This is a genomic window from Ferroacidibacillus organovorans, from assembly GCF_001516615.1.
Classification (GTDB): Bacteria; Bacillota; Bacilli; order Alicyclobacillales; family SLC66; genus Ferroacidibacillus; species Ferroacidibacillus ferrooxidans_B.
Genome location: NZ_LPVJ01000008.1, coordinates 1 through 23,265 on the forward strand (window position 1 = coordinate 1; position 23,265 = coordinate 23,265).

At 52.6% G+C, this 23,265-nt stretch carries 21 protein-coding genes and 1 pseudogene; 18 read left to right on the top strand and 4 right to left on the bottom strand.

The features are described from left to right. Positions 1 to 980 precede the first annotated feature (980 nt). The 6 genes and pseudogenes from ATW55_RS02795 (at position 981) to ATW55_RS02825 (ending at position 5,739) form a co-directional block, all read left to right on the top strand. Positions 981 to 2,117, top strand: a complete 1,137-nt coding sequence (locus tag ATW55_RS02795; RefSeq protein ID WP_067712039.1) for a DUF3800 domain-containing protein — start codon at positions 981 to 983, stop codon at positions 2,115 to 2,117. Positions 2,118 to 2,485: 368 nt separating this feature from the next. Then, positions 2,486 to 3,298, top strand: a complete 813-nt coding sequence (locus tag ATW55_RS02805; RefSeq protein ID WP_067712047.1) for a hypothetical protein — start codon at positions 2,486 to 2,488, stop codon at positions 3,296 to 3,298. Positions 3,299 to 3,392: 94 nt separating this feature from the next. Further along, positions 3,393 to 3,764: a VOC family protein gene (locus tag ATW55_RS02810; RefSeq protein WP_067712139.1), complete on the top strand. Its 372-nt coding sequence runs from the start codon at positions 3,393 to 3,395 to the stop codon at positions 3,762 to 3,764. 72 nt (positions 3,765 to 3,836) lie between these two features. Further along, positions 3,837 to 4,259 (top strand): annotated as a pseudogene (locus ATW55_RS02815) (SgcJ/EcaC family oxidoreductase). A 197-nt stretch (positions 4,260 to 4,456) separates the two neighbouring features. Beyond that, positions 4,457 to 5,152: an MBL fold metallo-hydrolase gene (locus ATW55_RS02820; protein ID WP_067712049.1), complete on the top strand. Its 696-nt coding sequence runs from the start codon at positions 4,457 to 4,459 to the stop codon at positions 5,150 to 5,152. Positions 5,153 to 5,166: 14 nt separating this feature from the next. Then, positions 5,167 to 5,739, top strand: a complete 573-nt coding sequence (locus ATW55_RS02825; RefSeq protein WP_067712055.1) for a TetR/AcrR family transcriptional regulator — start codon at positions 5,167 to 5,169, stop codon at positions 5,737 to 5,739. 100 nt (positions 5,740 to 5,839) lie between these two features. On the opposite strand, the gene ATW55_RS02830 is transcribed toward ATW55_RS02825, so the two are convergent. The 3 genes from ATW55_RS02830 to ATW55_RS02840 form a co-directional block, all read right to left on the bottom strand. Further along, positions 5,840 to 6,469: a hypothetical protein gene (locus ATW55_RS02830; RefSeq protein WP_067712060.1), complete on the bottom strand. Its 630-nt coding sequence runs from the start codon at positions 6,467 to 6,469 to the stop codon at positions 5,840 to 5,842. 127 nt (positions 6,470 to 6,596) lie between these two features. Further along, the gene (locus tag ATW55_RS02835; RefSeq protein ID WP_067712065.1) at positions 6,597 to 7,427 is read right to left on the bottom strand and encodes an anti-sigma factor; all 831 of its coding nucleotides are present in this window, start codon (positions 7,425 to 7,427) and stop codon (positions 6,597 to 6,599) included. Further along, positions 7,424 to 7,987 (bottom strand): RNA polymerase sigma factor, encoded by a 564-nt coding sequence (locus tag ATW55_RS02840; protein ID WP_067712067.1) that lies wholly within the window; start codon positions 7,985 to 7,987, stop codon positions 7,424 to 7,426. The genes ATW55_RS02835 and ATW55_RS02840 overlap by 4 nt, the downstream gene beginning before the upstream one ends. Before the next feature lie 162 nt (positions 7,988 to 8,149). Here ATW55_RS02840 and ATW55_RS02845 point away from each other — a divergent pair, with 162 nt between their 5' ends. The 6 genes from ATW55_RS02845 (at position 8,150) to ATW55_RS02870 (ending at position 15,414) form a co-directional block, all read left to right on the top strand. After that, on the top strand, positions 8,150 to 8,662 hold the full coding sequence (locus ATW55_RS02845; RefSeq protein WP_067712068.1) for a DinB family protein: 513 nt from the start codon (positions 8,150 to 8,152) through the stop codon (positions 8,660 to 8,662). A 46-nt stretch (positions 8,663 to 8,708) separates the two neighbouring features. Continuing rightward, on the top strand, positions 8,709 to 9,299 hold the full coding sequence (locus ATW55_RS02850) for a GNAT family N-acetyltransferase (protein ID WP_067712070.1): 591 nt from the start codon (positions 8,709 to 8,711) through the stop codon (positions 9,297 to 9,299). Continuing rightward, positions 9,290 to 9,793 (top strand): hypothetical protein, encoded by a 504-nt coding sequence (locus tag ATW55_RS02855; RefSeq protein ID WP_067712075.1) that lies wholly within the window; start codon positions 9,290 to 9,292, stop codon positions 9,791 to 9,793. Before ATW55_RS02850 ends, ATW55_RS02855 begins: the two co-directional genes overlap by 10 nt. Before the next feature lie 21 nt (positions 9,794 to 9,814). Beyond that, positions 9,815 to 10,705: a LysR family transcriptional regulator gene (locus ATW55_RS02860; protein ID WP_067712083.1), complete on the top strand. Its 891-nt coding sequence runs from the start codon at positions 9,815 to 9,817 to the stop codon at positions 10,703 to 10,705. Positions 10,706 to 10,797: 92 nt separating this feature from the next. Continuing rightward, a complete protein-coding gene (locus tag ATW55_RS16220) occupies positions 10,798 to 12,354 on the top strand; it encodes a 4Fe-4S dicluster domain-containing protein (protein ID WP_067712085.1) in 1,557 nt (518 codons plus the stop codon). Between the two features lie 66 nt (positions 12,355 to 12,420). Further along, a complete protein-coding gene (locus ATW55_RS02870) occupies positions 12,421 to 15,414 on the top strand; it encodes a molybdopterin-dependent oxidoreductase (protein ID WP_067712088.1) in 2,994 nt (997 codons plus the stop codon). Between the two features lie 65 nt (positions 15,415 to 15,479). Here ATW55_RS02870 and nadA read toward each other — a convergent pair whose 3' ends face one another. Next, the gene (gene nadA / locus ATW55_RS02875) at positions 15,480 to 16,439 is read right to left on the bottom strand and encodes a quinolinate synthase NadA (protein ID WP_067712091.1); all 960 of its coding nucleotides are present in this window, start codon (positions 16,437 to 16,439) and stop codon (positions 15,480 to 15,482) included. A 220-nt stretch (positions 16,440 to 16,659) separates the two neighbouring features. On the opposite strand from nadA, the gene nadC reads away from it, so the two are divergent. The 6 genes from nadC (at position 16,660) to ATW55_RS02905 (ending at position 23,254) form a co-directional block, all read left to right on the top strand. After that, positions 16,660 to 17,496, top strand: a complete 837-nt coding sequence (nadC, locus tag ATW55_RS02880; protein ID WP_336433208.1) for a carboxylating nicotinate-nucleotide diphosphorylase — start codon at positions 16,660 to 16,662, stop codon at positions 17,494 to 17,496. A 15-nt stretch (positions 17,497 to 17,511) separates the two neighbouring features. Further along, on the top strand, positions 17,512 to 19,050 hold the full coding sequence (nadB, locus tag ATW55_RS02885; RefSeq protein WP_067712097.1) for an L-aspartate oxidase: 1,539 nt from the start codon (positions 17,512 to 17,514) through the stop codon (positions 19,048 to 19,050). Position 19,051: 1 nt separating this feature from the next. After that, positions 19,052 to 20,722 carry an aminodeoxychorismate synthase component I gene (gene pabB / locus ATW55_RS02890; protein ID WP_235586971.1) on the top strand — a complete coding sequence of 557 codons (1,671 nt, stop codon included), beginning with the start codon at positions 19,052 to 19,054 and terminating at the stop codon, positions 20,720 to 20,722. A 152-nt stretch (positions 20,723 to 20,874) separates the two neighbouring features. Next, positions 20,875 to 21,168: a metal-sensitive transcriptional regulator gene (locus ATW55_RS02895; RefSeq protein WP_067712100.1), complete on the top strand. Its 294-nt coding sequence runs from the start codon at positions 20,875 to 20,877 to the stop codon at positions 21,166 to 21,168. A 12-nt stretch (positions 21,169 to 21,180) separates the two neighbouring features. Then, a complete protein-coding gene (locus ATW55_RS02900) occupies positions 21,181 to 22,785 on the top strand; it encodes a heavy metal translocating P-type ATPase (protein WP_067712102.1) in 1,605 nt (534 codons plus the stop codon). Then, positions 22,742 to 23,254 carry an HAD-IC family P-type ATPase gene (locus tag ATW55_RS02905; protein ID WP_153004993.1) on the top strand — a complete coding sequence of 171 codons (513 nt, stop codon included), beginning with the start codon at positions 22,742 to 22,744 and terminating at the stop codon, positions 23,252 to 23,254. Before ATW55_RS02900 ends, ATW55_RS02905 begins: the two co-directional genes overlap by 44 nt. Positions 23,255 to 23,265: the final 11 nt, after the last annotated feature.

Genomic DNA, 23,265 nt, shown 5'->3' on the forward strand with positions numbered 1-23,265 from the left:
ACGCGATCCACACGACTGAAAGACGAGAGTTCTTTGAATCCAGGTTTACATAAACGAGCCATGGTTCACACCCACATCGCTAAGAGATAGGCCGTTAGATGCCTTCTCGTCGATTTTTGGGGTGTACCAGAAATGTCAATAGTTTTATTGTGATTTCATAAACTTTACACAAAAATAGAGATCCAAATTTATACAGCAACTGCATAACTCATGATACATCGCTGGTAACGGCCAATGAAAGATGGATATACAGTTACGGTTTTACCGCAGGCTTCACACCTGAACCGGAACAAACGAATGCGGTCTCTGTGCTTCCCGTAACACACATCCCGCTCGAACTGATCGTGCTTACTTAAGGGATGCTGCCTCCCACAACGGGTACACGTTTGTGGACGAATTATGGATAGATCTGGATGCTCACAAAACTCCAAATAAGAATGGACATTTGATAACGGATCCATGTATGATGTAGGCATATTCAGGCGTGCGTAAGCACGACCTTGTGGAGAGAAGAGAGACCAGGCCGCCAAAACCTAAAGGTCTCTCTTTTTATATATGCCTATGTAAACCCACGACCTTGTGGAGAGAAGAGAGACCAGGCCGCCAAAACCTAAAGGTCTCTCTTTTTATATATGCCTATGTAAACCTCCCGCACATGATTGTCGTCTAAACAATCATCTGCATACGACAATCATTGACAAAATCCTTCGTCAATGCGGATAACAAAAAACCGCTCATTCACCGTCAAACAGCGCGAGCGGCTACACCCTATAACAAAAAATGGTTCTCTTTGAGTTGAATTGGCTGGATCTGATCTCATTTTTCTCAGGATACAGATTCACAGAGATGAACCATCTGCGCGAGTAGTGGAATTTACAACATATATTTTAAAAAAATGTCATTACTATTTTTTTGACATATGGTTATATTTCGGTTACTTTATTGTCACTGTTAGAAAGAATATTTTGAAGGTGGTCTGTATGGCGATTGATAGTAATCATTTAATTGTTAACGATCGAGTTTTTGGAGTAAATAAAGAATCCGAGATATTACAAGATGAGATAGATAAAGAAAAGCGTCATGAACGAGAAAGTGAGCTTTTACTTGGTAAACTTGTATCAGGAAACATGACTAATCTTACAACTCGTGTTGCATTTATTTTAAATCAATACCCAGATACACGTAACTCAGATATCACACTGCAAATAAAATACTGGGAAAAATTCCAGAACAAATTGTACAATAGCGGAAAATTTAATGTCGAGGATCTTTATGCATTGGAAAGATTGACATCCATCACTAGAGCAAGAGCTAAAATTCAAAATGAATACAAACTGTTTCGACCGAATGATATTATTCGTCGATTTCGAAGAGACAGAGAAGAGTGTGAACGTGAAGTACAACTTTATACCCGCCCCGAAATACCAACTGTTAGTATATATTGTGATGAAAGTGGTAAAACGAGTAAATACATAATGGTTGGAAGCGTTTGGATTCATGATTTTGAACGTGAGGCTGAATTACGGAAGCATTTCATTACATGGAAAGAAAATAGAGGTCTTAAAAGTAGTGATGAATTTCATTTTACGCAAATGAGTAGACACCAATTACCTCTATATAAGGATTTTGTAGAAGAAGTTATTAAAATATCTGATATGATGAGTTTTGTGCTGGTAGTAGCTGAAAGATCTCAAGGAAATAAAATTGATGACTTAGTTATGGAACTACATTACCAACTAGTACTCCAAGGCATCGATCATGAAGTAGCTGCACGACGTATTAATTTTCCTAGGCAGATTAATCTCTTTAAAGATAAAGAAGACGGTACGGATAAATTAATGGTTGAAAAACTTAGACAACTCATGGTTGGAGGATTTAACAACTACTTTCAGAATAAATTGCAACTCGCTTTATTGGATTCTCTTAATTCAAAATTTAGTGTTTTTATTCAAATTGCGGATCTGTTTACTGGATGTATATCTAGGTTAATGAATCAACCAGAAGGCAATAACCATAAAGATGAGCTGGCGGAACATTTCACTAAACTCCTTAAAATTAGGATTAGTGGGTCCAATGTAAGCGCCGAAAATGATTTGGTTACAATCCATTGCTTTTAGAAATGTGCTTTTCAGAATGTCATAATATGTTTATGGCGGTGCTTGTGATTATAGAATAATATGAGTATCGTTGATGGTTAGAAAGAGTATACAACTTTATTTCTAAAGTTCTGTGTTGGTTTTTGTGGGTAGTATACATCTTTATTATCCGAAGTAAAATTAAATGACCGGAATAATCTCTGTAATAAAGGCTATTATAGTATACAACTTTATTTTCCGTGATCAACTGCCTATGGTTAGGCAGTTCCTGCTTGTCTTTTTTGGTATCATTTATAGATAAAGTGATCATTACCATAGTAGCAATCTCCGTAAGTGGCAATCTTCGTGTGAAGTACTAACGAATCTGCATGTAAGGAACGGATACATTGATGAACCAGTCAAGCTTTACAGGGCACCAAGGTAAACACTGTATAACGAAAGTTCCAGAAATCACGGTCTATTTCTGGATTCTGAAACTCCTGACAACCGCCATGGGCGAGTCAACGTCTGACTATCTCGTCTATCACATTAATCCTTATGTTGCGGTCATTCTTGGTTTTATTGGCTTTGTGGCCACACTCATTTTGCAGTTTGCGGTGCGCCAATACATGGCGTGGATCTACTGGCTTTTGGTCGTCATGATTGCAATTTTTGGCACAATGGTTGCCGATGTCACACACATTGTTCTCGGTGTGCCGTATTATGCCTCGACCATCGCTTTTGCGATTCTACTGACTGTGGTGTTTATAGCGTGGTATAAAGTAGAGGGCACATTATCCATCCACAGTATCCATACTCGCCGACGTGAGCTATTTTACTGGTCGGCGGTGTTGGCTGCGTTTGCCATGGGGACAGCGACAGGAGATATGACAGCAACAACCTTTCATTTAGGATACTTGACTTCTGGTGTTTTATTTATCGTTTTATTCGCACTTCCTGGACTGGGTTACGCATGGTTTCGTCTTCATCCTATCTTTGCGTTCTGGTTTGCGTATGTGATGACAAGGCCGCTTGGGGCATCCTTTGCAGATTGGCTTGGAAAACCAAAAAGCATCACGGGATTAGGTTATGGAGATGGTATTGTGGCGGCGACCTTGACAGTACTCATTGTTATTTTTGTAGGGTATTTGACGGTGAGCAAAAAGGACATTCAACGGGAGCCGGCAAGAAGCGGATATGGGAATGAGTTCGTGCATTTATGATGGCTGGCCGCAAGCACTGAAATATCAAAAGTGTTAAAAACAGGGTGATGGGCGTGCTACTATTGGATAGGGGACAAATGAAAGGTTGATGAACATGTTACGTGTGAGCTTTGTCAGCATTCCCGTCTCGGATCAGGATCGCGCCTTAAAATTTTACACTGAGAAGCTGGGTTTTGACGTTGTGACAGACCAACCCTTTGGCAATGGAACGCGGTGGATTCAGCTTCGGCCTCCTGGGGCACAAACGGATGTGGTATTGTTCACACCTCCTGGTCAGGAGGGGCGCATCGGCGGATTTCAAAACATGGCATTTACGTGTGAAGATGTCGTTGGCACTTGTCGATTGCTGAAAGAATGCGGTGTGGAATTTGTGAAGGATGCGGAGCGCGCCAATTGGGGAGGAATGGAAGCCATCTTTAAAGACCCTGATGGGAACACGTTTGTTCTTGCAAATCCGAATGAGTGAAGGCAGGGATGAGCACCTGTGAATGGCTGGGGAAAAGAGGACACTGTATGGGATTTAAATGAACAACATATCATGGCTCTTTACCATCAATTGTTGGATGCATGGAACCACAAAAACGCTCGCGGCATGGCCGATCTGTTCGCCGAAGATGGTGAACAGATCGGCTTCGATGGAAGTCTAGTGATTGGGCAAGCGGAGATCTATTCGCATGTAGCGCCGATCTTCGAACATCATGAGACCCCCCGATTTGTGAGCAAAGTCAAACGCATCCGTTTTCTGTCTTCAGACATCGCGATCCTTCGGGCTATTGCAGGGATGGTTCCGCCAGGGCAGTCAGACATTAACCCTCAGGTCAATACCTAACACACATTGGTTGCGGTGCGGATGGAAGATAAGTGGCGAATCGCACTGTTTCAGAACACACCTGCACAGTTTCACGGTAGATCCGAGTTGGTTGATCAAATGACTGCTGAGTTGCGAATGCTGCTCTCGTGAGCGCGTTTTTTGGATTCTATCGATTAGGCGTACCAGTATGTTCGATACCGTTTTGAGTTGTAAAGGAGTATTACTGGCTGTGAGCGGTGACAATGTAACGCGATACCACGACGTGCTTGCGAAAACTAATTTGGTTAGTTATATTATAAATGTGATTATCATAATGACTATTTAAGTTATCGAGAGGAATGAACATGATGCGCATCATTCACGATGAATTTTTATATCAACTGACGTTTCTTCCAGGGATATTTCCGGTCAATTGTTATTTTGTGAGGGAGGATGATGGATTAACGTTACTTGATACTGCACTGCCTTATAGTGCAGAGGGCATTGTCACTGCAGCGAAAACGCTAAATATCCCCATCGTAAGAATCGTTCTTACGCATGCCCACGGTGATCATATCGGAGCGCTTGACACGTTGAAAAAGGAATTGCCGAATGCATCTGTCTCGATCTCGTTTCGAGACGCACGCCTGTTGAGAGGTGATCGGACGCTTGATGCAGATGAACCCAATTCGCCAATTCGAGGGGGATTGCCTAAACCGAACACCATTCAAACGACCCCAGACCATTTGCTAAAGGATGGGGATCGCATCGGTTCATTGCTCGCCATTTCGACACCTGGGCACACACCGGGTTCGATGTCATTCATCGATACCCGCAACCGATATCTCATTGCAGGGGATGCATTTCAGACGAGGGGTGGATTTGCAGTGGCAGGACAATTCAGGCTGTTGTTTCCTTTCCCTGCTATGGCAACGTGGAACAAGGAGGAAGCCATGCGCAGCGCCCGTAGAATTCGCGAATTTCGTCCTGCGCTGCTGGCTGTTGGACACGGGATAATGGTGAAAAACCCAATAGAATTCATTGATCGAGCGATCGAACGCTAGGAGGGTGAGGATCATTGGCGCAGGGAGTAAGTGTAAATTTGCAGACCATTTTACAGGCTGCGACAGAGATTGTCGATTCACAAGGGTTAAACTCTCTCAGTCTCACTTCGGTTGCTCAGATGCTCAGTATTCGCCCTCCTTCCTTATACAATCATATCCATGGCCTGTCCGGGCTGCGAACAGAGATTGCTATCCATGGATGCGATCTCCTGAACTCTGTGATCATGCGGGCGGCGCTTGGAAAATCCGGAGATCGTGCCGTTTACGCCATGGCGGAAGCCTTTTTAAACTTTGCCCGGATTCATCCAGGATTATATGATGCAGTCCAGGAGATTCATGAATATCAAGATCCGAGGTTACAGCAAGCTGCAGAGAGGATCGTTGATACGGTCGTTCAGGTGATGAGGCACTACGGACTTGACGAAGAGAACTCCATTCACGCTGTACGTGGTTTTCGTAGTTTGGTGCACGGGTTTGCCTCGCTGGAGCGTAGTGGGGGATTCAAAATGCCCGTTGATGTGGATCGCAGTTTCCACTTTCTTTTAGACGCATTTTTGACTGGACTTCATACCATATACAGCGTTTGACAAATGGATAGGGCGCCTTTTACATACTGTAAAATACACATGGACGACCGCTACATCGATCGCCCATGTGTATTTCCAGGTTGTGTAAATATAGAAAGAATCACATACCGCTCATGTTGGCCATGCTCGAATTTGTGTAAACGTCCGTTTTTGCCACGTTTGATACAAGCGTCATACCGTGAAATGCTGTGCCGATATTCATATTGGTAGGATTCGCGGCAACAGAACTGGGTGCCATTCCTGATACGACATAGGCGCGAATGCAAGGCATCGCCACATTTGAGAACAGCGGTTTGACAACGTACCAATCTGCGTTGACCACTTCACTGCCGGCAAGGTTCCACTGCACACCTATGATTTGAAAGAGGCCCGCGAGGTTTTTCGAAGCGCCACCCGCCTTGGCAACGGTTCCCGTATCTGTCACGACAAGCCCCGGAAAGAAGTGACTAGCACCCGCCTTGAAATAGGGGCTGGTCGGCGGAACAAACGCGGAAGTCACCGGAATTTTTTTGGCGTACGCCGCGGGAATGGTAATCTTTATTTCGACCGTGTAGCCACTTCCCGGTATTTTATCTCCCTGTTGGGGAGAAACCACTTTCACCTGCGCCATTTGCATCCCTTTTGGCGCAGCCATCGCGCGATGGTGTGTCGCGGCCAACGCGGGAAGCGCCGCTGCCATGGAACTCACCACAAACGTCGCCGCCAGTCCAAGCTTTGCGATGTTCTTCATCCTGTTCACCCTCCTTAGGATCACACACTTCCTAAAGAAACGCTGGCTTTGTACAAACGGTTTTCTCAGCAACACACAGAATGAGATGTGTCACAAATTGTACAAATCAAAATTGATTCTGAATTTTTCAGGTGATGCGGGTTGACGCGTGCAAAATCATCGGGCCCCGCGGTTTTGGGTCATTCATGTGTGGCTCGTGAGAGATATTCACTGCGGAAAATGTCACGTTCTCAGGCACACTGGCTGTTAATACACCTATGCCGTTTGGTTTGACCTGAAGCAGGCCGACCTTGCGGTGTGTGTGTCCCTGGACAAGCCAAACCGTGTAACACGTGCCAGGTTGAAGTGGACCAAGTCCGTGGACCCAAACGACCAACTCGCGGGTTCCTTTGTTGTGAATCAGCATCACGACACCTGTTGAGTGTATGTGAGCATTCGCAGGCGCAAAGCTGGCGTAGGTCATCGGTGTCTTTGACACCGCGCGGGACTGTGGCGGGATGCTGCGGTGCGATGTTGACAAGCCAAACCAATAGCCGATAAGAAGGAATGCGATTGCGGCAAGCGCCATTCCCCCTTGCATGGAGGGCGTTTTCTTACCAACAGAGCGAGATGTGAGATTCATCCAGGCGATCCGATTTGCATTTCCTTTGCGCAGATCAGGTTTATCATTTGGAGTAGGCATTTGAGCGAACGATTGGCTTTCCAATGGGCTGTATGGCGCGCGCGCCGCGAACGCTTGAGCTAGCGTCCGCGTCTTTTGTTCACTGTACACGTCAGTTGTAGCGTCAATCTCATTTCCAGATAACAGGGTATGGGTCGGCATGAGGTGTTGAAGCTCTCGGCTGCATGCTTCACAGCTTCTCAGATGCTGTTCAAACAGAAGGTGCTCTTTTTCAGGGAGTTCCCCGAGCAGATAAGCGATGCGCTGATCACACAATGGATATTGCGGCATGGTCATCCTTGCACCCCTTCCTTCCAGTCGTCCATTCGTGCGCGCAGCGCCAAAAGCGCACGGTGTAATCGCGTTTTCACTGTCCCAATCGGCAGTGACAGGATGCGTGCGACTTCCGTCAACGTGAACCCTTCGAAATAGGTTAAACGCACAACCTCGTAATCTTCTTGGCGCAGATGAGCTAACGCGTGTGCGAGATCACTGCGCAAATCAGAGGAGTCCACTTCCGAAGTGTGAGCTTTCAATGCATCGCGCGACAGGCGGTCGCTGTAGATCGTTTCAGAAGCAGGGAGGTCAATCTCGCGCATTCTTCGACGCAATGCATCGATCGTCACGTTCCTGGCAACCGTTGTGATCCAGTGTTGAAAGAGTCCGCGCGTTGGATCGTACGATGTTGAAATCCAAATCTTTGTGAAGACTTCCTGGACGATTTCTTCGGCTAGCGTAGACTCCCGGGTCATCCGCAGTGCAATGCCACGCACTCTCGGCGCGTACCGATCGTACAAGATGCTGAGCGCATCCGGATCGCCCGTCTTGATGCGTTGCCACAGCTCTTCATCGGGCATAAACCCAGCTCCTCTTTCATGGGCTCCTGAGAACGGACAGGATTTCAGGGTTATCGTTTTGGAGTGTCTATCGTTGTTTGAATTCATAGGATACAATTGCCATAGTATCCTACTGGTAATTGAAAGCAAGTCACGAATCGAAAAGGTATGAGGAGGATTGTGATGCGCATCCGTCCGCTGTCTGATGAATATCCAGAGTACTATGGGAGATATATCCATTTGCTTCCTGATGGAGAGATTGAAGAGATGCTTCGCGCGCAACAGACAGAGATGATGAGCCTGGTAAGGCAGGTGGACGAAGAGACGGCTGAGCGCTCCTACGCGGCGGGAAAGTGGACCCTGAAAGAGGTGATCGGGCATCTCGCCGATACGGAGCGGGTGATGTCCTACAGGATGCTCGCCATCGCGCGCGGGGAACGTGCGACGCTTCCCGTGTTCGATCAGGATGCGTATGTCGCGGCGGCAGCATTCAACGCGTTTTCGCTCGCTCGTCTGCTTGATGATTTTGAGGCGGTTCGCGCCGCGACCATTCGTCTCACGGCCACATTGGATGAGGCAGCGTGGAGCAGGCGCGGCACGGTGGGAGAAAACGTAGTGTCGGCGCGCGCGCTTGCATACATCATCGCAGGCCATGAACGCCACCACTTCACCGTGTTGCGGGACAAATATTTGTAAATTAGTGACTTTATTTCGCTCCAGAATACAGTTGGGGGTCTGAGCGGTGGAAGAAATCCTTGGAGAGCGAGTTTGTCTTCGCGAGATTGAGGAAAAGGATCATGTTCCACTGTGGAACATGATCTACGGTGAAGATTCACCAGAGTGGAAGAAATGGGACGCTCCATATTATTCGTTGGAAAGGATCGACTTTGCTCAGTTTGAACAACAGATACGAGAACAGGTGAAGAGAGAGGAGCCTGTACCAAGCCGTGTTGCGATTACGACGACAGGTGGAGAACTCATTGGCATTGTTTCATACTACTGGGAGCACAAGTTGTCTTTTTGGCTTGAGGTAGGCATTGTCATTTATAAGCCGGAGTTCTGGAATAGTGGATACGGTACTGAAGCATTGAAACTTTGGATTGATCACTTGTTTACATCGCTACCATTAGTCAGAATTGGGCTTGCCACGTGGTCGGGAAACCATCGAATGATTCGAAGTGCTGAGAAGCTAGGTATGAAGATGGAGGCGCGCATTCGAAAGGCTAGATTACATCAAGATACATATTACGACGCGTTGCGTATGGGTGTATTACGTGAAGAGTGGCCGATTGTGGATAGGACAGGTGAAGAGGGGGTGCACGGATGCAAGTGATTCCAGCGGCAGTGGGGCAGTCGGACGGACTCCTTGTGTTTTGGGATGATCAACCAGAGCTTGGCCTCCTTTTTCCGCGGTCTGTAGAAGTGGTCGCAGACGTGCGCTTTGGCGCGGGGCGGCTTTTTGATCGTGACTGCCTGATTCTTTATCTCTTCATCGGGGAGCAGACGGTGGAGATTTATCTACCCGAATCGCTGCCGACACGTTTTGAGCAGACGGCGTCTGTCTGGGCCTTTCTTTGTGCGTGGGATCCGGAGGCGTTAAAAATCCGCTATGGTGAAACACCGGCTGATCGCTCGAAGGAGTCGATGCTCCTCTTGCCAAAGCTTGAGGGAGAGCGGTTGCTTGATCGATTGCGCCAGTTTGTCACGCTTACCAAAGACAAGATCGATGAAGGCGCAACGACTGACGCGTACGCGGCAGGTGACGCTGCGCCAGCGTGGGTCGTCCGCTTGCAGCAGTTGCTCAGCGAGCTTGAACATCGTCAGTAGACGCGCGGAGGATGATTTGGGATGCACATGGAGAGTCACGAGGTATTCTGTGCGGTCGTTGAGTATGGAAGCGTAACCAAAGCCGCGCTTGCGCTGCATATGACGCAGTCGACCGCCAGCCGCCACCTGCAGGCACTCGAAGATGAGTATGGCGGTCTTTTGTGTGAGCGGAGTGCGCTCGGACTCACGCTGACGCCATTGGGACGCGCACTCTATCCCTATTCATGTGACCTCGTAAACTGCCACGCCCGCTCCAAAGAAGAACTCTTGCGGCTGCGTCAAGAGGGCGGAGACATCGTGGTTGGCGCGACGCTTACGATTGGCGAATACGTCTTGCCGGGAATTCTTGGCAAGGTGCGAAAGTGCCATCCGAATGCAGACATCCGCATGCGCATCTCAAACACCGCAGGAATCCTTGAAGATCTTCAGCGTCATCGCATCGACATCGCACTCGTGGAGGGTGTAATTCATCAGCCGGGGGAACTCCGGGTGACCTGTTGGCGAATGGACGAGTTGGTGCTTGTCTGCGGGCAGGATCATCCGTTTGCGGCGTGCGGCGAGATTCATTTGCGCGATCTTCAAGGACAGCCCCTCTTGATGCGGGAAGAGGGATCGGGGACGCGCGAGGTGACAGAAATGGCGCTTGAAAACGCCGGCTTCCTGCCCCCCGTGCCCGTCGCCATGGAACTCGGGAGCATTCAGGCGATCAAGTCGGCGATTGAGGCGGGTCTTGGGATCGCTTTTCTCTCCAAGCTGACCATCGAGGAAGAGTGCGCGAGCCGTCGCTTGATTGAAGTTCCCCTTCGCGATTTTCACATCACCCGGAATCTATTCATCGTTGAGCGGCCGGAGCGTTATGCCAAGTGGATCGTCAAATCCTTCCTACAATTCCTCCAGAGTGCGTCGGCCTGAATACCCCCATGCAATCTTTGCATTACCCCGCCGTCTCCCTTCGGTGATACGCTGAACAAAGATTCAGCGCATGAGTGAAAGGGGGCGCGCACGTGATTGAGGAACGCGAGGTGACCCTGCCGAAGGAGCTTCCGATTCGGTGGGGGAAAGTGATCAACCAAGATACATGCATCGGGTGTCACGCGTGTTCTGTGGCGTGCAAGATGGAGCATGATGTACCGCTTAGTGTCAACCGCACCTACGTCAAGCAGGTGGAAGTCGGCGTCTATCCGGAAGTCAGCCGACAGTTTCAAATCACGCGCTGCAATCAGTGCGACGACGCGCCGTGTGTTCCCATTTGTCCCGTGACGGCGATGTTTAAGCGGTCGGATGGCATCGTCGATTTCGATCGCGACGTGTGCATCGGTTGCAAAGCGTGCATGGCGGCGTGTCCTTATGACGCGATCTATATAAACCCAGAAGTGCACAGTGCAGAAAAGTGCAATTTTTGCGCGCACCGGATTGACCAGGGCATGGAGCCTGCCTGTGTCGTCGTTTGCCCAGTCGAGTCGATTGTCGTCGGGAACTTGAACGATCCCGAAAGCGAAGTCGTGCAACTGATCGCTCGCAACAAGGCGGATGTTCGGAAACCGGAAAAAGGCACTCAACCCAAAGTTTATTACGTCGGCGCCAGTGACTATACGCTTAACCCCTCGAAATCATCCTACGAAGGATCGCACCTTTACTCGCAAGAAAAAGAAGGTTACCCGGTGCACGCGCATAAGCCGCAAACGGCAAAGCACAGTGTCGCCGCAGCCCGCCTCGCCTACGATGTGCCCCATCACGCGCCGTGGCATTGGGAAGTTTCGCTCTATACGTGGACCAAATCGATCGCGGCAGGCGTCTTTCTCATGTTTTCTATTCTTGTGTTTTCCGGTCAATCCCTGAGTCCCGCCTGGGGCGCCGCCTCGTCGGTCACCGGGCTTGTGTTTTTGGGTGCAACAGGTGTGCTCCTCATCTTTGACCTCGAACACCCCATGCGATTCATCCGCATTTTTACGCGCCCGCAGTGGAAGTCCTGGCTGGTGCGCGGCTCATTTATCATCGCCTTGTACGGGCTTGTCCTGTTGGCACAACTGGTTGTCAGTTTGCTTGGTCACACGGGGCTAAACCTTGCGCTCTCAATCCCCGGCGCCGTGCTTGGCGCACTGACTGCGATGTACACCGCCTTTTTGTTTGCACAAGCAAAGGGGCGCGACTTGTGGCAGAATCCGGCGTTGCCGCTTCATCTTCTCTCCCAGGCCGTCCTGGCAGGCGCCGCATGCTTCTCGATCGGCGGTCTATGGCTCCCGCTCTCTCACGCGGCACTGCAGCTTATTCACGTCACCCTCCTCATCGCGGTCGCGTTTCACACGGTTCTGATCTTTAGCGAGATGGTGATCCCGCACAACATGGCAAGCGCGCGCGACGCCGCGCACCAGATGATCTATGGAGCGTACAAAGGCTTCTTCTGGACGGGATTGATCGGTGGCGCACTGCTTCCTCTTGGTTTGGGATTTTTCCAAAGCTCGTGGGCCGCACTTGTTTCGGCGTCTGCACTGGCGCTCCTTGGACTGCTCGCCTACGAACACGCCTATGTGCAGGCGGGTCAGTCTGTTCCGCTGAGCTGACGCGCAATGAGGGGCGCCGGATGAGCCAGACGTTTTGTTCATCCGGACTTTGATGGAGGGATCGAAATGAGCATTCAGGAAAAACACGCGCAGCTCACGAAAGGGTTTGGGCACCTTCGCTCGCACCCGGAGCCTGCGCAGTGGGATGATTGGTCAGAACTCGATGCAAAAGCATGGCCGAAGCGCGAGACGCACCACTATGAATTGATTCCCACGGTCTGTTTTAACTGCGAGGCCGCCTGCGGATTGCTTGCCTACATCGACAAGGAGACAGGGGAAGTCAAAAAATTGGAGGGTCATCCGCTCCATCCGGCGAGCCGCGGCCGCAACTGTGCCAAAGGTCCCGCGACGGTCAGCCAGATGACCAATCCAGAGCGCATTCTCTATCCGCAAAAACGCGTAGGCGAACGCGGCGATGGCAAGTGGGTGCGCGTGACGTGGGATGAGGCGCTCGATGATCTTGCGGGCCGCATTCGCGCGAGCCTGACGGAGGGGCGTAAAGACGAGATCGTGTATCACGTCGGGCGACCGGGGGAGGACGAGTATACAGAGCGGGTGCTCAAGGCGTGGGGGATCGACGGGTTGTCAAGCCACACCAACGTCTGCTCTTCCGGCGGGCGTACTGGGTACGCTTTTTGGATGGGGATGGACCGTCCATCGCCGGATTACGCCAACGCCCGGTTCATCCTGATGATGAGCGCACACCTCGAGTCTGGACACTATTTCAATCCGAATGCGCAACGGATCATCGAGGCGCAGCAAAAGGGAACAAAGATTGCGGTGATTGACACACGGCTCTCAAACACGGCGTCAAAAGCGGACTACTGGGTTTCGCCGTGGCCCGGCACAGAGGCGGCGCTGCTTCTGGCGATGGCCAATGGACTGCTGCAGAGTGATCGCTTCAATCGCGAGTTTGTGGAGCAGTGGGTCAACTGGCGAGAGTTTCTCGCGGATCGGCAGTATCTCAATGACTTGAAGGAGCGCGGGTTTCTCGCGGAGCTTCCGCCGACGCAAACCTTTGCCGATTTTGTCGCTGTATTGAAGAATCTGTACCGCCACTACACGCCGGAGTGGGCGGCAGAAGAGGCGGGCGTATCCGCAGGTGTGATTCGCCAGATTACGGATGAAATCGCGCGCGCGGGAACGGCCTTTTCCAGCAACATCTGGCGCAATGCCGCGGCGGGCCATCGCGGCGGTTGGATGATCACGCGCTGTTTGATGTTTCTGAATGTGTTGATGGGAGCGGTGGGTGAGCCTGGCAGCATGATTCCCAATGCATGGGTCAAGTTCGTACCTGCGCGCAACTCGGCGCCAGCGCCCATTCGTGAGTGGAATGAGAACCACTGGCCGCGCGAGTTTCCGCTCTCGTATTTCGAGATGAGCTTTTGTTTGCCGCACATTTTAAAAAAGCGGAACAAGCGTCTAGAGGTGTATTTCACGCGCGTCATGAATCCGGTGTGGACATTTCCAGACGGTTTCTCGTGGATCGAAATGTTTAAAGAAAAAGATCGCGTCGGCTGTCACGTGACACTCTCTCCGGTGTGGTCAGAGACGTCCCAGTTCTCGGACTATGTATTGCCGATGGGGCTTGGGACGGAGCGTCACGATCTGCACAGTTACGAGACGCACGCGTCGCAGTGGATTGGCTTTCGGCAACCGGTCGCGCGCGTGTCAAAAGAGCGCAAAGGGGAGCGCGTCGCAGACACGCGGGATACAAACCCTGGCGAGGTGTGGGAAGAAAACGAGTTTTGGATCGAGCTGTCATGGCGCATTGACCCCGACGGAAGTCTTGGGATTCGCCAACACTTCGAGTCGCCATACCGTCCCGGGGAAAAGATCACGGTGCTTGAGTATTATCAGTGGATCTTTGAGAATTCCGTTCCCGGACTCCCCGCGGCAGCCGCAGAAGAGGGTATGACACCGCTTCAATACATGCAGCGTTATGCCGCGTTTGAAATCACCAACGATGTGTACGCGGTGCACAAAAAGCCGGTGGATGAACATGTGCTCGAACACGCGCGGCTTGTGCCAGAACCTTCGTCTGATCGCATGCCTGTTGATCAAGAGCCGGGCGTATGGGTCGATCAGTTGCCACACTCGGCCAATCACGCGCCATATCCGGGTCCGTTCAAAAATGCCCACGGGAAGCTGCGGGCGGGCGTCATGGTGAATGGCCGGGCTGTCAAAGGATTCCCGACGCCGTCCGGGAAGCTGGAGTTTTTCTCGACGACACTGCGCGACTGGGGGTGGCCTGAATACGCGATTCCGATCTATCCGCGCAATGAGCGGGAGCGCGCGTCGATGATGCACATCGTGAGCCAGGTTCACCATAAAACGATTCACCCGGAGCAGGGTGAATACATGCTCTTGCCGACGTTCCGGCTGCCAATGCTCATTCACTCGCGAACGAATGGGGCGAAGTGGCTGCATGAGATCGCGCATACGAATCCAGTGTGGGTGAACCCAAAAGATGCGGAGCGACTCGGCGTGACCACAGGGGATGAACTCAAGATCTCGACGGAGATCGGATCGCTCGTTGACAAGGTCTGGGTGACGGAGGGGATTAAACCGGGGGTGATCGCGTGTTCGCATCATCTCGGCCGCTGGCGTCTGCACGAAGAGACGGGGAGTGACCGGTGGAACTCCTCGCTTGTGAAGATGGAGCAGGGGTCAACGGGGACATGGCAGATCCGCCAGCTTCACGGTCCACAACCGTTTGCAAGTTCTGACCCAGACTCTGAGCGGATTTGGTGGACAGACGGCGGGGTGCATCAAAACATCATCTTTCCTGTGCAGCCCGACCCGATCAGCGGCATGATGTGCTGGCATCAGCGCATTCGCGTCGAAAAAGTGGCGAACGGGACGCGCTACGGGGAGATCGAAGTGGATACCGAGAAAGCGTATCAGGTGTTTGAGAAGTGGCTGACCCTTACACGCCCCGCGCCGGGACCAGGCGGACTTTATCGTCCATACTGGATGTTGCGGGTACTGAAGCCCCACCCTGACGCGTACATCGTCCCACAAGATCAAAAGGGGATGCTTGACGTAAACGAAGCTTGAACAAAACGATCGCACAGGATGTTGGCGGCCTGTGCGATCGTTTTTGCGTGCTTAAGACGTCGCGCTTATCCGATGGCGACCATGCGGTCAATGGGGGTCTTCGCGCGCGCACGAATTTCGCTTGGCACATCAATCACGTTTTTCATCTCCTGGAGTGCCGCAAGCACATTGTGGAGTGTGATTTTTTTCATGAAGGGGCAAATCGCGTGTGGATTGGCCGCGACAAACCGCTTTTCAGGGTTGGCCTTTTCCATCTGGTGCAAAATTCCGGTTTCTGTCGCAACGATAAACGTGTCGGAAGAGGACGTTTTTGCGTAGTCAAGCATGCCGCCTGTGGAGAGCAGATGTGTTTTGTCCTGCGGAAGAAGACCTTCCGCCAACATGTACATGCTCGACGTAGAACAGCCGCACTCTGGATGAATCAAGAGTTCGGCGCGCGGATGTGCCCTTGTCACGTTGTTTACGTCGGTCGGCGTGATGCCTGCGTGTACATGGCACTCGCCCAGCCAGATGTGCATGTTTTGTCGGCCGGTGACGCGCTGCACATAGGAACCGAGGAACATGTCAGGCAAAAAAAGAATCTCCCGGTCTTCGGGAATCGCTCGCACAACATTCACAGCGTTTGAAGACGTGCAGCAATAATCGCTCTCTGCCTTGACTTCCGCTGATGTGTTCACATAAGAAACGACGACAGCTCCCGGATGTTCCGCTTTCCACGCTTTGAGTTGTTCGACGTTGATGGAGTCTGCCAGCGAGCAGCCTGCCTCAAGATCAGGGAGGAGAACCGTCTTTTCCGGATTTAAGATCGAGGCTGTTTCTGCCATGAAATGAACACCACAAAAGACGATCACGTCGGCGTCTGTTTTAGCGGCGGCGCGCGCAAGTGCCAGGGAGTCTCCGAGAACGTCGGCGATGTCCTGGATCTCCGGGAGTTCGTAATTGTGAGCGAGAATGACCGCGTTTCGTTTTTCTTTCCACAGGCGGATTTCTTGTTGAAGCGCGGTGGCATGTTGGAGTGCGGACATGACGAATCCTCCCTTTTTCGGGGTGTACAGGCTGCATTCATAAAGGATCTATTGTTGTGTATATACAGATGAACATACTATGATGGATTGTTTGCGTCAAGGGTTGCTTGATGGCTGTAGAAGATGAAGAGGTGATGAAAGCGAATTCGTTGATTTTGGCTGATTTCGTTGTACAATCACATGTATATACATGTGCGGGATTAGGAAGGGAAGATGGAACGTGATTCTTGAATCGACACGTGAACTCATTCGCTTGGCGCTTTCGGAAGACATTGGGCGCGGAGATTGCACGACGGAGGCGATCATTGATCCCGATCAAAAGGCAACGGCCACGGTGTATGTCAAACAGGCGGCAACACTCGCGGGACTCTCGCTCATTCAAGATGTGTTTGCGGCGCTTGATGCGCGTGTTAGGGTTGTGCCTCTTGCAGAGGATGGACAAACCATCGCTGGAAAGACGGCCGTGAGCCGCTTGGAGGGTCCGGCGCGTTCGATTCTTACTGGTGAGCGCACGGCGCTTAATTTTCTTGGACGCCTGACAGGGATCGCAACGCTTACGCGCCTAGCGGTCGCGCAATTGGAAGGAACGCGCGCAAAGCTGCTTGACACGCGAAAGACGACGCCTGGTTGGCGGGTTCTTGAGAAGTACGCGGTGCGTATGGGTGGCGGGCATAATCACCGTTTTGGACTCGACGATATGGTGCTGATTAAAGATAACCACATCGCGTTGTGTGGGGGTGTCGCCCAAGCAGTCTCTCGTGCGCGCGCGCACATTGGCTTGTCGCAAAAGATTGAAGTGGAAGTCGACACGATGGAACAACTCGTCGAAGCGTTAGAAACGAGCGCTGACATGATTCTTCTTGACAACATGAATCAAGACCAGTTGCGCCAGGCTGTAAAGTGGACGAAAGGCCGTGTCCCGCTTGAGGCTTCTGGCAATATCTCGCTGCAAACCATCGCAGGCATTGCCGCGAGCGGGGTGGATTATCTTTCGATGGGAGCGCTGACGCATTCTGCGGCGAGTGTTGACGTAGGGCTTGATATTGTCTTTTCCTGAGTGAGGGATGCAGGAGTGAAAACTGTCGTTTCGGATTTTGTGATCATCGGCAGTGGCCTTGCCGGAAGTGTTGCAGCATATGCGCTGAGCCGATACGGGGATGTGTTGCTGCTCTCAAAAGAGCCTTCCACAAAGAGCAACTCGTTTGCCGCGCAGGGAGGAATCGCCGCGGCGGTTGGGCTTGATGATGCTCCGGAGCTTCATCAACTCGATACACTGTTGGCAGGTGGAGATCTCTGCGATCCAAAGGTTGTCTCGCAGGTGACAACCCGCGCGCCGGAGATTGTGCGCTGGCTCGCAGATTTGGGTGTTCCTTTTGATCGCGCACCGTCTGGCGTGTGGCGATTGGGGCTTGAAGGCGCGCATTCGCGCAAACGAATTCTTCACGCGGGAGGCGACGCGACAGGGCGGCGCATGATGGAGACCTTGCGCGGTGCGGTTGAGGCAATCCCAAACGTTGTTCGGATACCGCATGTCCGCATTCACTCGCTTATGGAAAATTCGCGCGGTGAAGTGATGGGCGCGCGCGGATGGGTTTTGAATGGTGGGAAGGAGCCGCACCGCTTTTTTGCGCGCCGCGCCACGGTCCTTGCGACGGGCGGCGGCGGTCAGTTGTTTTTGCGCACCACGAATCCTCCCGGTGCGACAGGAGACGGGATCGCGCTTGGATATCGCGCGGGTGCGCGGCTGCGCAATCTGGAATTTGTCCAGTTTCATCCGACGGCGCTCGACGTAGACGGCGCGCGCGGTTTTCTCATTTCTGAGGCGGTGCGCGGCGCGGGGGGCGTACTCGTCGATGAGAATCAGCGCAGGATCATGGCCGAGTATCCGCGTCTTGATCTCGAACCGCGCGATGTGGTGTCACGCGTCATTTACACGGAGATGGAAAAAGGGAAAACGATCTACTTAGACTGTCGCTTGATTCGAGATTTTCCAGTGAAATTCCCGACAATCGATCACGTCTGCCACACACTTGGCTTTGATCCTGCTGTAGATTTGTTGCCCGTCGCGCCTGCAGCGCATTTTATGATGGGCGGAATTCACACAGACCTTTCCGGACAGACGTCTGTTCCGGGGCTTTATGCGACGGGGGAAGTGGCGTGTACAGGCTTGCATGGCGCGAATCGACTTGCGAGCAATTCTCTTTTAGAATGTGTAGTAATGGGCCATGCGCTGGCAGAGTCGCTGCATGGCATGAGGGATGAGCGCATGTTGTTTCGCGATGAAGCGTGCGCGGCGGCGCCTGATGGAGAAGAGGCGGAACTTGCGGAAGATGTGCTGATCGACGTGCGAGAGATCCTCTGGAAAACGGCGGGTATTGTGCGTGAACAAAAAACGATGGAACAGGGACTTCACGCACTGCGCGCACTGGCAGAAGAGCACGGCATGTCTTTTGCAGTGGAGACAGCCACGCTGATCTTGCAGTCGGCGCTCTCCCGAAAAGAGAGCCGGGGCGCGCATTTTCGCAGCGATCATCCGCATGTTGACACAGCGCTTTGCGGAGTGGACACGGAGATTTCGCTAAAGAGGATGGACCGTGTAAGGAGTTTCTGAAATGTTCGGGGTAGAACGGAATCCGCATTTTATGTTTCATTTCAGCGATCCACGCGGTCAGATCCGGCCGCGCGTTTTTACGGATCCGAAAACGGTGTTGATCGCTCACTCGTCCACAGAGGTGCGACAGGCGCTTGAACAGGTTGACGCTTGGGTCAAAAAAGGATACTACGCGGCTGGGTATTTGTCATATGAGGCGGCGCCGGCGTTTGACCCGGCGTTTGACGTGGCGGAAGGCTCGAAAATTCCGCTGCTCTTTTTTGCCATTTTTGAGCGTGAAACAAACGCTTTGTGGGATGCTGACTGCGCGCGGTATGAATGTTCGTCTTGGCGGGCCGACACGTCGCCTGAAACCTATGACGCGCATCTGGGAAGGATTAAACACGCGATCGCGCAAGGGGAAACGTATCAGGTTAACTACACCATGAGATTGCGGGCGCAATTTGCCGGAGACGATCTCACGTATTATCACGCTTTGCGCGAGGCGCAGCAGGCGAATTATTGCGCTTATCTGAATATCGGGCGGTTTCGTATCCTCTCGGCGTCTCCCGAACTGTTTTTTCGATTGGAAGGAAAGCGCGTCATCACGCGTCCGATGAAAGGGACGGTCCGGCGCGGACGATGGCTGCAAGAAGATGAGCAATTGGCTGCGTGGCTTCATGGGTCTGAGAAAAACCGCGTCGAGAATGTGATGATTGTCGATTTGCTGCGAAACGATCTGTCAAAGATTCCCGGGGCTTGCGAAATTTCTGTCCCTTCGCTCTTTGCGCTGGAGCGTTATCCGACAGTTCATCAGATGACTTCCACGGTTTCTGCGGAAATTGGCGAACACGCGACGTTTGTCGATGTGCTTGAAGCGCTGTTTCCATGCGGTTCGATCACGGGCGCGCCAAAGATCAGTACGATGCGCTTGATCGCAGAGCTCGAAAGGCAGCCGCGCGAGATTTACTGTGGCGCGATTGGCTTGATTGAGCCGGGGGGAGATGCGACGTTTAACGTGGCGATCCGGACGCTTTTGCTCGATGGTGAAACAGGTGAGGCGCTGTATGGCGTTGGCGGCGGCATCACGTGGAATTCAGAGCCGCGTGATGAGTATGCAGAGGCGCTAACCAAGGCATCGCTTCTCGATGTGCATGCGGGCGCGTTTGAATTGCTAGAAACGATGCGCCTGGAGTGCGGCGCGTACATGCTGCTTGAGCGGCATCTTAAACGGTTGTCTGAGTCGGCGCAGTATTTTGGGATGGCCGCAGACCTTCTTGAGGTGCGCCGACGTTTAGCTGAGTACGCCGCGCTTTACGGGGATGAGCGGCGCAGGGTTCGCCTTTTGGTCTCAAAGGATGGGGAGTATCGCATCGAGAGCACCCCTATTCATGCGCTTCCCGATGAGCCGTTGCAAGTGGCGGTGGCGAAGGTGCCGATCTCGTCTTCGCTGCGGTTTCTCTACCACAAGACGACGCAGCGCGCGGTCTATGAAACACAGCAAAAGGATAGCCCAGGCTGCTTTGATGTGCTCTTGTGGAATGAGCGTGGGGAGCTTACGGAGTTTACCAACGGGAACCTCGTTTTGGAAATGGATGGGCGTCTCGTCACGCCAGCGCGCGACAGTGGATTGCTTGCGGGCACGTTTCGCGGGCTTCTTCTTGACGCAGGGATCTTGAAGAAAAGGTCTTGACGATGGCAGACGTTCGTCGCGCGTCGCAGGTGTGGTTGATCAATTCCGTACGCGGGTGGGTGTTGGTCCACGTTGAATAGCATCGCAGGCCTCGTGTATGCGCATACGCGTGTTTTTTTGGTTGACGCATAGGGTACGGGGGTATACTATAAATGGCAGGTGGTGACAGCATGTACGGTTATCAAAAGGATGCAGAAGATTTATTGAACAGGTTGCGCAAAGTGGAAGGCCAGGTGCGCGGCATTCAAAAGATGATCCAGGAGGATCGCTATTGTGTGGATATTTTGACGCAAATTTCTTCGATCAAATCGGCGCTCGCAAAAGTCGAGTTGGCGCTCCTTGAGAGCCACACGCGCGGATGCGTGGTGGACGCCATTCAAGGTGGCGGAGGGGATGAGAAGATCGACGAATTGATGCGCGTGATCAGGGCGAGTATGAAGGGATAGAGGTGTTCGCAGATGGCAGAGGCAGTTCTTGAAACGGAGCGCGTCCCCTCCGAGCAGATTCAGATGAACATCACGGGAATGACGTGCGCGGCGTGTGCGGCGCGTATCGAGAAACAGTTGAACAAAGCGCCGGGTGTCGTGCGTGCGAGTGTCAATCTCGCGAGCGAAAAGGCGGTTGTGGAGTATGCTGCTGGGACACTGACGCCAGACGCGATCATTCGTGTCATTGAGAAGACAGGGTATGGCGCGGAACCGGTCACGGAGGCGTTGGGCGAGGAGCGCGAGGATCAGCGCATTGCGTATCGCAACTTGCGAGACGCGTTTTGGGTGGGCGTCGTGTTGACGCTGCCCCTCTTGATCCAGATGGTCAGCGGATTTATCCCACACGCGTCTTTTATGCTCCCTGTGTGGCTGCAAATCGCGCTTGCGACACCAGTTCAGTTTGTGGTGGGCTGGCGCTTTTACAAAGGGGCGTATCACGCCCTGCGCGGCGGCGCGCCAAACATGGATGTGCTCGTCTCTTTGGGGACATCGGCCGCCTATTTGTTCAGTTTGGCAGTCGTCATCTGGCGCATCCCGTCTGGTCTCTACTTTGACTCGGCGGCGCTGATCACGACGCTCATTTTGATGGGCAAACTGCTTGAGCATAAGGCGAAGGCGCAGACGTCGCGCGCGGTGCGGGCGCTCGTAAAGTTGCAGGCAAAAACGGCGCGCGTGATTCGCGACGGTCAAGAGATGGACATTCCCACAGAGCAGGTGGTGACAGGGGATGAGCTGCTCGTGCGGCCGGGGGAGAGCCTCCCGGTGGACGGGATCATCCTGTCGGGGCGGACGTCGATTGATGAATCGATGCTGACGGGAGAGAGCATGCCTGTGGCAAAAGAGGCGGGCAGTGCGGTGTTTGGCGCGACACTCAACAAGGAAGGCGCATTTCACATGCGGGCGACCAAGGTGGGGCGCGACACGGCGCTGGCGCAGATCATTCGCATGGTGGACGAGGCGCAGGGGTCGAAGGCGCCGATTCAACAGCTGGCAGACAAGGTGTCGGGGATTTTTGTGCCGATTGTGCTTGTTGTATCACTCGTGACGTTTATCGGGTGGTATTTTGCGGCCGGGTTCACGCACGCGCTGATCAATGCGGTGGCGGTTCTGGTCATCGCGTGCCCCTGTTCGCTTGGTCTTGCGACGCCGACGGCGATCATGGTGGGGACAGGAAAAGGCGCCGAGAATGGCATCCTGATCAAGGGCGGCGAAGCACTCGAACAGGCACATCGACTGACGGCGGTGATCCTTGACAAGACAGGGACGATTACGAGCGGTCGCCCGGAGGTGACAGACGTGGCTGCACTGTCTGATCGCGTGTGGGAGCGGGATCTGCTCGCATTGGCAGCCTCTGTTGAGCGCGAGTCGGAGCATCCGCTGGGCGCGGCGATCGTTTCTCATGCGCAAGCGCAGGGTCTGATTTTGCCGACGGCGAAAGATACAACGGCCATTCCGGGTTATGGCGTGCGCGCAATGGTGGAGGGCATGCTCGTGTTGATTGGCAACCGCGCCTTCATGGAGCGCGAAGGCGTTGTACTGGAGGACAAAGCGGACAGACAGGCGGACAGGCTTTGAGGAGATGGGCAAGACGGCGATGTGGGTGGCGCGCGAACGCGAACTGCTCGGAATCATCGCAGTGGCGGATGGGGTCAGAGAGACGTCGCGGCAGGCGATTGCAGAGATGACTTCGCTCGGGCTTTCGGTGTACATGCTGACGGGGGATAACCGCAAGACAGCACAGGCGATCGCCCAATCGGTTGGGATTTTGCAAGAGCGCGTTTTTGCGGAGGTGCTGCCTGAGCAAAAGGCGGAGATGGTCAAAAAGCTGCAAAGAGAAGGAAACGTGGTCGGCATGGTGGGGGATGGGATCAACGACGCCCCGGCGCTTGCCACTGCAGAGATCGGTTTTGCCATCGGATCGGGCACGGACGTAGCGATAGAGACGGCGGACATCGCGCTTTTGCGCGGGGATCTTTTGAGCGTAGTCACTGCGATCCGTCTCTCGAAGGCGACCATAAAAAAAAAGGGCAGGAAAAGGGAGTAGCCGAGCGTCTC

What these genes read in the sequence shown, in the direction of transcription:
- ATW55_RS02795 (WP_067712039.1), top strand. Translation starts at nt 981, where the DNA reads ATGGCGATTGATAGTAATCATTTAATTGTTAACGATCGAGTTTTTGGA.
- ATW55_RS02805 (WP_067712047.1), top strand. Translation starts at nt 2,486, where the DNA reads ATGAACCAGTCAAGCTTTACAGGGCACCAAGGTAAACACTGTATAACG.
- ATW55_RS02810 (WP_067712139.1), top strand. Translation starts at nt 3,393, where the DNA reads ATGTTACGTGTGAGCTTTGTCAGCATTCCCGTCTCGGATCAGGATCGC.
- ATW55_RS02820 (WP_067712049.1), top strand. Translation starts at nt 4,457, where the DNA reads ATGCGCATCATTCACGATGAATTTTTATATCAACTGACGTTTCTTCCA.
- ATW55_RS02830 (WP_067712060.1), bottom strand. Translation starts at nt 6,469, where the DNA reads ATGAAGAACATCGCAAAGCTTGGACTGGCGGCGACGTTTGTGGTGAGT.
- ATW55_RS02835 (WP_067712065.1), bottom strand. Translation starts at nt 7,427, where the DNA reads ATGACCATGCCGCAATATCCATTGTGTGATCAGCGCATCGCTTATCTG.
- ATW55_RS02840 (WP_067712067.1), bottom strand. Translation starts at nt 7,987, where the DNA reads ATGCCCGATGAAGAGCTGTGGCAACGCATCAAGACGGGCGATCCGGAT.
- ATW55_RS02845 (WP_067712068.1), top strand. Translation starts at nt 8,150, where the DNA reads ATGCGCATCCGTCCGCTGTCTGATGAATATCCAGAGTACTATGGGAGA.
- ATW55_RS02855 (WP_067712075.1), top strand. Translation starts at nt 9,290, where the DNA reads ATGCAAGTGATTCCAGCGGCAGTGGGGCAGTCGGACGGACTCCTTGTG.
- ATW55_RS02860 (WP_067712083.1), top strand. Translation starts at nt 9,815, where the DNA reads ATGCACATGGAGAGTCACGAGGTATTCTGTGCGGTCGTTGAGTATGGA.
- ATW55_RS02870 (WP_067712088.1), top strand. Translation starts at nt 12,421, where the DNA reads ATGAGCATTCAGGAAAAACACGCGCAGCTCACGAAAGGGTTTGGGCAC.
- nadA (WP_067712091.1), bottom strand. Translation starts at nt 16,439, where the DNA reads ATGTCCGCACTCCAACATGCCACCGCGCTTCAACAAGAAATCCGCCTG.
- pabB (WP_235586971.1), top strand. Translation starts at nt 19,052, where the DNA reads ATGTTCGGGGTAGAACGGAATCCGCATTTTATGTTTCATTTCAGCGAT.
- ATW55_RS02895 (WP_067712100.1), top strand. Translation starts at nt 20,875, where the DNA reads ATGGCAGGTGGTGACAGCATGTACGGTTATCAAAAGGATGCAGAAGAT.
- ATW55_RS02900 (WP_067712102.1), top strand. Translation starts at nt 21,181, where the DNA reads ATGGCAGAGGCAGTTCTTGAAACGGAGCGCGTCCCCTCCGAGCAGATT.